Here is a 10,253-nt window from a genome sequence, read left to right as displayed (position 1 = left end):
TACCGCCGTGAAAAGGCGGTGTCTTAACCCCTTGACCAACGGACCTTGAGTTTTTCAACTCTTTCTATTATACCTACTTTTCAAACTTTGTCAAGATCTTTTTTAATCTCCTATACAAATTTTTCTATGATAATAGGGAAGAGCCAGTTTAACCGACTCTCTCTATTCCGCTTTCCAATTAGTCGCACGTTCCTCTCCCCACCAGTACGGGATCAATTCGGCAACTTTGATTGTTTTTCTTGTTTTGTAGTCCATCATGAACTCTGCTTCTTTATTTTCAGCATTCAATTCTAAGAGAAATTCTCTGCAGGGGTCACAGGGCATACCTGATCCTTCGCCGTAAGGAGGTTGATCTCGAAAGGCGAGGATTTTCTTAACTTTAGTTTGTCCTGAAAATTGATACATATTGAAGAGAGCCGCTCGTTCTGCACAGAGATGAAAAACGCCACAAGTGCCCTCCATACAAAACCCTGTGAATAGTTGACCATCTTCTGCTTCTACCGCAGCAACAACATGGTTAGCATACACAAAGTCAGAAACTTCATGAGGATTGTATAAGGTTCGCGCTTCTTCATACATCTTTTCCCAGATATCCATTAGCAGTCCTTTTATTTAGAAATCTCTTTCAGCATGTTTTCGATATGCTGGATTGACTTTTCACGTCCGAGCAAGAAAATGGTATCTGGCAGTTCAGGACCATGCATTTCACCTGATACAGCAATACGAATCGGCATGAAGAGATTTTTCCCTTTAATACCTGTTTCTTTTTGGACTGCTTTGATTTGTGGGAAAATGTTTTCTGTTACAAATTCTTCATCTGTCATTGCTTCTAGTTTCGCTTTGAAGGCTTCTAGAACAACCGGAACAGTTTCTCCTGCCATGACCTCGCGCTCAGCGTCTGTCAACTCTGGGAAATCTGAGAAGAAAAGATCTGTCAATGGAACGATTTCGTCCACTGACTTCATTTGTGGTTTGTAGAGTTCCACCATTTTTTCAGACTTGTCAGTCAAACGCCCTGCTTCTTCTAGGAATGGTTTTGCCATTTCAAAGATAGTAGCAAGTTCTGCTCTCTTGATGTAGTCGTTGCTCATCCAGTCTAGTTTCTTCTGATCAAAGGCAGCTGGTGACTTGCTGAGGCGGTTTTCGTCAAAGAGCTTAATGAGTTCTTCACGAGAGAAGATTTCGTCTTCCCCACCAGGATTCCAACCAAGCAGAGCGATAAAGTTAAAGACTGCTTCTGGTAAATAACCTTTTTTGCGGTAGTCTTCGATAAACTGAAGGGTATTGGTGTCACGTTTAGACAACTTCTTCCCAGTTTCAGAGTTGATGATCAAAGTCATGTGACCGAACTCTGGCGCTTCCCAACCAAGAGCCTCATAAACCATGAGCTGTTTTGGGGTGTTGGCAATGTGATCATCTCCACGGATAACATGAGAGATTTGCATATCATGGTCATCGATGACAACGGCAAAATTGTAAGTTGGATAACCATCTTTCTTCTGGATCACCCAGTCACCACCGATGTTGCCACCTTCAAACTCGATATCACCTTTGACCATATCATGCCATTTGTAGATACCAGACTCATTGACAGCCAAACGAACGGTTGGAATGATACCAGCTGCTTTACGTTCTGCAATGTACGCAGCTTTTTCCTCTTCACTCATACCAAGGTATTCATTGATGTAACGAGGTGTTTCGCCAGCTGCTTCTTGACGTTCGCGCTCAGCCGCCAACTCTTCTTCTGTAACGTATGATTTGTAGGCTTTTCCTTCGGCTAGCAATTGATCGATGTATTTTTGATAGAGTTCCAAACGCTCTGATTGGCGATAGTTTTCATGAGTTTCTGGGCTCTCATCCCAATCCATGCCCAACCAGCGAAGATTTTCAAGCTGTGAGCGTTCTCCATCCTCAACATGGCGTTTACGGTCAGTATCCTCGATACGGATGATAAAAGTTCCACCATGATGGCGTGCGTAAAGGTAGTTAAACAATGCTGTACGGGCATTTCCGATGTGTAGTAGTCCTGTTGGACTTGGTGCGTAGCGTACGCGGATATCTTTTGACATAGTTTCTCCTATAAAGTCTCTAGGCGTCTGCCTTTTTGCTTTCTATATTATATCACAAGTCTCGCCTGAGTCCAATGTCTACGAATAAAGAGAGTAAAAAAGAGTGGGCAAGCCACTCTTTTCTTCTGTTATAGACGTGCGTTAAGCTCTTTGCTCAATTCTTCAAATCCTGGTTTTCCAAGAAGGGCAAACATGTTACGTTTGTATGCTTCAACACCTGGTTGGTCAAATGGGTTGATAGCATTCAAGTAACCTGAAAGGGCAATTGCCAATTCGAAGAAGTAGATAGTGTAACCAAGAGTGAAGGCATCTTGCTCAGGAAGAGTTACGTACATATTTGGCACGTCACCATCAGTGTGGGCAAGAAGAACACCGTCAGTAGCTTTTTTGTTTACAAAGTCAACATCTTTTCCTTGAAGGTAACCAAGCCCATCAAGGTCTTCCTCCAAAGTAGGAATGATCACGTTCTTACGTGGTTTGTCAACACGGACAACTGTTTCAAACATGATACGAGTTCCTTCTTGGATAAATTGACCCAATGAGTGCAAGTCAGTTGAGAAGTTAGCTGAAGTTGGGTAGATACCTTTTTGGTCCTTCCCTTCTGACTCACCAGCCAATTGTTTCCACCATTCTGAGAAGTATTGAAGTGATGGCTCGTAGTTTACCAAGATTTCAGTTGCATAGCCTTTGCGGTAAAGGATGTTACGAACCGCTGCGTATTGGTAAGCTTCATTTTCAGCAATCTTGTCTGAAGTGTAGTCTTTACGAGCTGCGTTAGCACCTTCCATGAGGGCTTTGATATCAGCTCCTGATGCAGCGATTGGAAGCAAACCAACTGCTGTCAATACTGAGAAACGTCCACCGATGTCATCTGGAACCACAAATGTTTCCCAACCGTTAGCATCTGCTTCAACCTTAACAGCACCTTTTTGGCGGTCAGTTGTAGCGTAGATACGTTTGTTAGCTTCTTCTTGACCGTATTTCTTAACCAAGAGTTCTTTGAAGACGCGGAAAGCAATCGCTGGTTCTGTTGTTGTACCTGATTTAGAAATCACGTTTACTGAGAAGTCTTTGTCTGCAACGTACTCTACCAAGTCAGCAAGGTAAGTAGATGAGATTGAATTCCCTGCGTAAAGGATTTGTGGAGCTTTGCGTTCTTCTTTTGTTTGCAAGTTAGCAAAGTGGTGGTTCAAGAAGTCGATGGCCGCTTTAGCACCGAGGTAAGATCCACCGATACCGATCACAACCAAAACATCGCTGTCTGATTTGATTTGCTCAGCAGCTTTCAAGATACGGTCGAATTCTTCGCGGTCGTAGTTTTCAGGAAGGTCCAACCAACCCAAAAAGTCGCTACCAGCACCAGTTCCTTTACGGATCAATTCGTCTGCAGCTGTTACTTGTGCTTGTATGTATTCCACTTCATGTGGGGCAACAAATTTGTCTAAAACTTTTGAATAATCAAATTTAATATGTGACATGATATTCCTCCAAAATTTCTTCTTTTCTATCATAACGCTTACCTTCGATTTTTTCAAGCTTTTTTATTGAATTTGCCCAATTTTTATCAGAATTCAAACGTTTGCGTAATAATGCTAAAATACAAAAAATCTGAAAGAACGAATAAAAACGGCTAGAGTCTCTAACCGTTACAATTCATTTAATAAATACTCAAATAATTCTAAATTACCGTCTTCTTCATTGACCAGAAACTCTGGGTGCCACTGTAAACCGATAATGCGATGCTCGTCGATAGACTCAATCGCTTCCACTGTCTGATCTCGAGGGTCCACCGCTGTCACACGGAAATTAGGCGCCAGATCTTTAATACTTTGACGATGGACTGAGTTGACCTGACTTTCTTTTCCGAACAACTTAGCCACCACGCTTCCTTCTACTGTCTCAATAGAATGAGAGGTTCCAAAAGGCAAACCTTGCCAGTGACCTTCAATTTCTTGGTGAAGAGTGCCACCAAAAGCAACATTGACCAGCTGAACCCCACGGCAGATTGCCAAAATGGGCTTATTCTGATGAAGTGCTTCTCTCAAGAGTGCCAATTCAAATTCATCACGGACTAGATTGTAATCGTCGCTCTCAATGGTCTTTTTCTCTCCATAAAACTGAGGATGGACATTTTGCCCACCTGTCAAGATGAGTTTGTCGATCATTTCCACATAATCGCGAACAATAGACTCATCTCCTACAGGAATCACTAAAGGGAGACCTCCGACTTGACGAATGCTCTCTGCAAATTTACAGGATACAGATGAGTGAATGTTTTTCCCTTCTGCATCTACAGGACATAGATTTGCAGCAACCCCTACAACCGTTCTAGCCATGATGTGTCTCCTTTCGATTTTCTTGCGACAGTCTTATCTTATCACTCCAACCCTTTCCTGTCTAATATGTTTTTTTAAAGACCGTGATAAGTATTTTTTATGGACAAGAAAAAGCTGCCCAATAAGGACAACTTCTTTTTTATTCGAAGACAAATTGGTTGTGATACAGTTCTGAGTAGAAGCCGCCGAGTTTGAGCAACTCGTGATGATTTCCACGTTCAATGACCTCTCCATCTTTGAGGACAATAATCTGATCGGCATTGAGGATGGTCTTGAGACGATGGGCAATGACGAAACTGGTTCGACCTGCTACTACTGCCTCCATAGCATGCTGAATCTTGCTTTCTGTTACGGTATCCACATTGGAAGTCGCTTCATCTAAGATTAGGACTTGAGGATCTGTCATCAAGGTTCGAGCAATGGAAATCAATTGTTTCTGACCAGTTGAGAAGATGTTTTGCTCATCATCAATAAGGGTATCATACTTATCAGGCAAGCTTTCGATATAGTCATGAATATGAGTTGCCTTAGCAGCTGCTTCGACCATTTCCTGGCTAGCATCTGGCACACCGAAGCGGATATTGTCCCGAATCGTTCCGCTAAACAAGACCGAATCCTGCAAGACAATCCCGACCTTACTCCGCAGACTATCCAAGTCGTAATCACGGATGTCTTTGCCATCAAAGGAAATGCTACCTGCATCCACATCGTAGAAACGATTGATGAGGTTCATGATGGTCGTTTTCCCTGAACCAGTCGGACCGACAACTGCTATCATCTGCCCCTTAGGAGCTGAAATGCTGACATCTTTTAAAATCGGCTTGTCTGGCACATAAGAGAAATCAATATGACTGATTTCAACACCTTCTCGCAATTCCGTGAAGGCTGGTGCATTTTGCGGGCGAATCTCTTCTTCTGCATCGAACATTTCTTGGATACGATCGGCTCCCGTAAAGGCCAACTGGAGACTTCCCCAGCTAGCAGCCACCTGAATAATCGGCTGGTAGTACTGCTGAGAAAATTGGGTAAACATGACAATCAAACCTAGGGCTGTCGTTGTTTCGATACTTGGATCGTTCAGCAAGACCGCAGAACCTGCAAAAATAACGATGGCCGTATTGACCAAGCTCATCCCATTCATAACAGGAAAGAGGATGCCTGAGAACATTCTTCCTTTGAAGGTTGCCTTGCGCACGCGCTCATTTCGCTCCACAAAGCCTGCTACGATGTCGTCTTGAATTCCTTGTACGATAACAGCTTTCTGTCCAGAAATACTCTCGTCCATGTAGGCGTTGAGTTTCCCAACCTCTTTTTGCTGGAGATTGGTGTACTTGCGGGCCATTTTCACGATGAAGACCAACATGAGAAAGGCCACTGGGGTGCTGGCTACTGTTATCAGGGCTAGTGTCACATTTCTTGAAAACATGACAAAAATTAAACCGATGTAAAGAGCAATATTGCTCATAACCTGAACTAGACTTTCATTGAAGGCTTGAAGGATATTGTCTAAGTCACTAGTGAAGCGAGAGAGGATGTCACCATCCTGGTGGCGGTCAAAGAAAGAAACCGTCAAACGTGAAAGTTTGCCAAAAAGACCCTTACGCATCTCATTTGTCGACTCGGCAATCACACGAGTCATCAAGGCCATATAAATCAAACTGGACACTACCAAAACCAGCACAACCAGCGCTAGATTCAGCATCAGAGCTGACAAACTTTGCCAGGCTAGTTCGGAAGTCCCGTTTTGATAAGCTAGAACCAGATTAGCGAGCTCCGTCACTGCTTGACCTGAAAAAACAGGAAAGAGGGCTTGGGCAATCGTCGCAATCGCAACCATCAGAATCACAATGACAAAGGAGAGCTTGTAAACTTTAAAATAATTCCAGAAAAATCGAACAGTTTTCATTTTATTCCTCCTTTCCCTTCTGTGTTTCGTAGATTTCGCGGTAGATGGCATTGTTAGCTACCAAGTCTGCATGCCGTCCTTCTCCAATCAAGCGCCCTTGGTCCAAGACCAAAATCTTGTCCGCATGGACGACTGAGCTGATTTTTTGAGCGATGATAATCGTTGTTGTCCCTTTCAGGTCTTTGTTCAAAGCCTCCTGAACGAGTCTCTCTGACTTGGCATCCAAGGCTGAAGTCGAATCGTCAAAAATCAGGATACGGGGATTGCTGACAATCCCTCGGGCAATCGACATCCGTTGTTTTTGTCCACCAGAAAAGTTGGTGCCCCGTTCTTCAACCTGACTCTCAAATTTGTTTTCCATGCGCCCGATAAATTCACTGGCTTGGGCAATCCGCGCCGCACGTTCAAGTTCGGACACGCTGGCATTGCCTTTTCCTTGACGGAGATTATCTGCAATGGTCCCACTAAAGAGAATGGCTCTTTGCAGGACGATGGAGACCGTTTTACGCAAGGTTCCCTCGCTGACATCTCGAATGTCCTTGCCACCAATCTTGATGGAACCCTCCTGTGGATCAAAAAGTCGTGGAATTAGCTGGGCAAGGGTGGACTTACCTGCCCCAGTCGCCCCCACCACACCGACCATCTGACCTGGTGCAACTTCAAAGCTTACATTCTTAAGCATGGGCTCTTCATCGGTAGGATAAGTGAAGGTCACATTTTCAAAAGAGAGACTTCCTTCTAGATCCTCATCTGGAAGATCCTTAAAAGTCATCGCTGGCTCGGTATCTAGAACCTCACGGATACGCATCATCGAAATCATAGCCCGACTGACAGAATTCCCTAAAAATCCAACCATGACGATTGTAAAGATAATCTGACTGAGATAGTTGACAAAGGAAGCAATAGAACCAACGACTGACGGATCCGACTGAGCCATTCCCGCAACCAACCAGATGGATAGGAAAACCGCTCCGTACCCAATGAGCATCATAAAAGGTTCCACTACTGAAAAGGCATAGCCAATATAAATATTTTGTCCCAGAAGCTCATCTGAGACCTCAGTAAACTTGTCAAATTGCTCTTTTTCCTGCACAAAGGATTTGACCACACGCACACCACGTAGATTTTCCTTGGCGATGGCATTAATTCGTTCAAGAAGAGTTTGAAACTTGGCGAAGCGCGGCCCCATCATCCCCATCATGATACCTGTAAGCGCAAAAATCAGCACTACCATAAGGACAATTACCCACCAAAGTGAAGGCAGGGTGTGAACCGCTAAGATAAAGGAACCAATAAAAAGCAAAGGAAGACGGAAAAGGATTTGGAAAACCATCATCACCATGTTCTGAATTTGGTTGATATCATTGGTCATGCGAACAACCAGATTCCCAGCATTAAACCGCTCAATGTTGGCATAAGAAAAGGTTTGGATCTTACGAAAAGCATCTTCCCGAAGATCCGAAGATACTCCCTGAGCGATATAGGCTGCAAGAATAACATTGACACCACCTGCAACCAGACCCACGAGGGCTACTCCTATCAACCATGCCCCAATACTATAAATAGCCTCATGTTGACCAGCCAGTAGAGCATCTAAAACCTCCTGCAAATAGCGAGGTTGCAAGAGCGAGCTCGCAACCATCAAGCCTGTCATAACAAAGGATGCCAAGGCTTGCCATTTATAGGCTTTAATTTTTTCAATCAGCATACTTCCTCCTAATCAGATAGACAAAAGGGAGTGACGAAATTCGCCAGCTCCTCTCATTCTTTCATGTTGATGCTATTCTAGCAAAAAAGAGGAATCTTGTCAAAGGCGTTTTCTTATTATAAAATAGTGCGCTTTCACTCGCAAGTAATGCATGAAAAGGCTTTTTATGGTAAAATGAAAAGAAGAACTCTTAAAAGGAGGAGAAGATGAAGAAACAAACCATCGCTGTCTTGGGTCCTGGTTCTTGGGGAACTGCCCTTTCGCAGGTTCTAAACGACAATGGACACGAGGTTCGGATTTGGGGAAATATTCCCGACCAGATCGATGAAATCAATAGCCAACATACAAACAAACGCTACTTTAAAGACATCCTACTCGACGAAAACATCAAGGCCTACCATGATTTGGGAGAAACATTGAAAAATGTAGACGCTGTTTTATTTGTTGTCCCAACAAAAGTAACGAGACTGGTTGCCCAACAAGTAGCAAAGGTACTCGATCACAAGGTTGTCATCATGCATGCCTCCAAAGGCTTGGAACCAGATAGTCACAAACGCCTATCAACCATTCTGGAAGAGGAAATTCCAGCTGACCTCCGTAGTGACATCGTCGTTGTTTCAGGACCTAGCCACGCCGAGGAAACCATTGTGCGGGATATTACCTTGATCACTGCAGCCTCTAAAGACCTCGAAACTGCCCAGTACGTCCAAAATCTCTTTAGCAATCACTACTTCCGTCTCTATACCAATACGGATGTTATCGGAGTTGAAACCGCTGGTGCTCTTAAAAACATCATCGCAGTTGGTGCAGGTGCATTACATGGCCTAGGGTTTGGCGACAATGCCAAGGCAGCCATCATCGCCCGTGGCTTGGCAGAAATCACCCGTCTAGGTGTCGCTCTTGGAGCTAATCCTCTGACTTATAGCGGTCTTTCTGGAGTTGGGGATTTGATCGTAACTGGGACATCTGTCCACTCTCGTAACTGGAGGGCAGGTGACGCTCTCGGTCGTGGAGAATCTCTCGCAGACATCGAAGCCAACATGGGCATGGTCATTGAAGGAATTTCAACGACTCGAGCAGCTTACGAACTGGCTCAGGAATTGGGTGTCTACATGCCAATCACACAAGCCATTTACCGAGTTATCTATGAAGGTGTCAATATCAAAGAAGCAATCACTGACATCATGAACAACGAATTTAAAGCAGAAAACGAATGGTCTTAGACCCTTATAGAAAGGAACATTATGAAACAAAAAGTCAGAAAAGCAGTCATCCCTGCCGCTGGATTGGGAACTCGTTTCCTCCCTGCAACTAAGGCCTTGGCCAAGGAAATGTTGCCAATCGTAGACAAACCAACCATCCAATTTATCGTTGAAGAAGCCCTCAAATCTGGAATCGAAGATATCTTGGTTGTTACAGGTAAGTCAAAACGTTCCATTGAGGACCACTTCGACTCAAACTTCGAATTGGAATACAACCTCAAAGAAAAAGGGAAAACAGATCTTTTGAAGCTAGTTGATGAAACAACTGGCATGCGTCTGCATTTTATCCGCCAAACTCATCCACGTGGTCTCGGAGATGCTGTTTTGCAAGCCAAAGCTTTCGTCGGAAATGAACCTTTTGTCGTGATGCTTGGGGATGACTTGATGGATATCACCAACGAAAAGGCTGTTCCGCTCACCAAACAACTCATGGATGACTATGAACGTACCCACGCGTCTACTATCGCTGTCATGCCAGTCCCTCACGATGAAGTATCTGCCTATGGAGTTATTGATCCACAAGGCGAAGGAAAAGATGGTCTTTACAGCGTTGAAACCTTCGTTGAAAAACCAGCCCCAGAGGATGCTCCTAGCGACCTTGCTATCATCGGACGCTACCTCCTCACACCTGAAATTTTCCAAATCCTCGAAAACCAAGCTCCAGGTGCTGGAAATGAAATCCAGTTGACGGATGCGATTGACACCCTCAATAAAACACAACGTGTATTTGCTCGTGAATTCAAGGGAGCTCGTTACGATGTCGGAGATAAGTTTGGCTTTATGAAAACCTCCATCGACTACGCTCTTAAACACCCACAAGTCAAAGACGACTTGAAAGACTACCTCATTCAACTTGGGAAAGAGTTAGCTGAGGGGAAATAGAAGAAAAACAAAGCTCTTCAATAAGAGCTTTGTTTTTGTTGAAGCTTGCAATAAAAAAGCCATCTTTGAAGATGACTTATTAGCAACCGA

Annotated in this window: 8 protein-coding genes; 2 read left to right on the top strand and 6 right to left on the bottom strand. The window is 43.9% G+C overall.

All coding sequences use genetic code 11. From position 1 onward, the window contains the following. Window positions 1–162: 162 nt before the first annotated feature. The 6 genes from B7708_RS02680 to B7708_RS02655 all read right to left on the bottom strand — a co-directional run bounded on the left by B7708_RS02680 (window position 163) and on the right by B7708_RS02655 (window position 8,019). Window positions 163–597: a cytidine deaminase family protein gene (locus B7708_RS02680; protein WP_084973558.1), complete on the bottom strand. Its 435-nt coding sequence runs from the start codon at window positions 595–597 to the stop codon at window positions 163–165. A gap of 11 nt (window positions 598–608) precedes the next feature. Beyond that, the gene (gltX, locus tag B7708_RS02675; protein WP_084973556.1) at window positions 609–2,069 is read right to left on the bottom strand and encodes a glutamate--tRNA ligase; all 1,461 of its coding nucleotides are present in this window, start codon (window positions 2,067–2,069) and stop codon (window positions 609–611) included. A gap of 128 nt (window positions 2,070–2,197) precedes the next feature. Beyond that, window positions 2,198–3,547 carry a glucose-6-phosphate isomerase gene (locus B7708_RS02670; protein ID WP_084973554.1) on the bottom strand — a complete coding sequence of 450 codons (1,350 nt, stop codon included), beginning with the start codon at window positions 3,545–3,547 and terminating at the stop codon, window positions 2,198–2,200. 168 nt (window positions 3,548–3,715) lie between these two features. After that, window positions 3,716–4,405, bottom strand: coding sequence for a gamma-glutamyl-gamma-aminobutyrate hydrolase family protein (locus B7708_RS02665; RefSeq protein WP_000124766.1), 690 nt, complete (start codon window positions 4,403–4,405; stop codon window positions 3,716–3,718). Window positions 4,406–4,544: 139 nt separating this feature from the next. After that, window positions 4,545–6,311: an ABC transporter ATP-binding protein gene (locus B7708_RS02660; RefSeq protein WP_000859996.1), complete on the bottom strand. Its 1,767-nt coding sequence runs from the start codon at window positions 6,309–6,311 to the stop codon at window positions 4,545–4,547. A gap of 1 nt (window position 6,312) precedes the next feature. Next, window positions 6,313–8,019 carry an ABC transporter ATP-binding protein gene (locus B7708_RS02655; RefSeq protein ID WP_061418861.1) on the bottom strand — a complete coding sequence of 569 codons (1,707 nt, stop codon included), beginning with the start codon at window positions 8,017–8,019 and terminating at the stop codon, window positions 6,313–6,315. A 206-nt stretch (window positions 8,020–8,225) separates the two neighbouring features. Between B7708_RS02655 and B7708_RS02650 the strand changes: the two genes are divergently transcribed. Together B7708_RS02650 and galU are read left to right on the top strand one after the other, a co-directional pair. Further along, the gene (locus B7708_RS02650) at window positions 8,226–9,242 is read left to right on the top strand and encodes an NAD(P)H-dependent glycerol-3-phosphate dehydrogenase (protein WP_084973552.1); all 1,017 of its coding nucleotides are present in this window, start codon (window positions 8,226–8,228) and stop codon (window positions 9,240–9,242) included. Window positions 9,243–9,263: 21 nt separating this feature from the next. Beyond that, window positions 9,264–10,163, top strand: a complete 900-nt coding sequence (gene galU / locus B7708_RS02645) for a UTP--glucose-1-phosphate uridylyltransferase GalU (RefSeq protein WP_084973550.1) — start codon at window positions 9,264–9,266, stop codon at window positions 10,161–10,163. The last annotated feature ends 90 nt before the right edge of the window (window positions 10,164–10,253 follow it).

The organism is Streptococcus oralis subsp. dentisani (assembly GCF_002096615.1).
GTDB lineage: Bacteria > Bacillota > Bacilli > Lactobacillales > Streptococcaceae > Streptococcus > Streptococcus oralis_U.
Note: the sequence above shows the minus strand (reverse complement) of the source record. Positions and strands in the feature narration are given on the sequence as shown.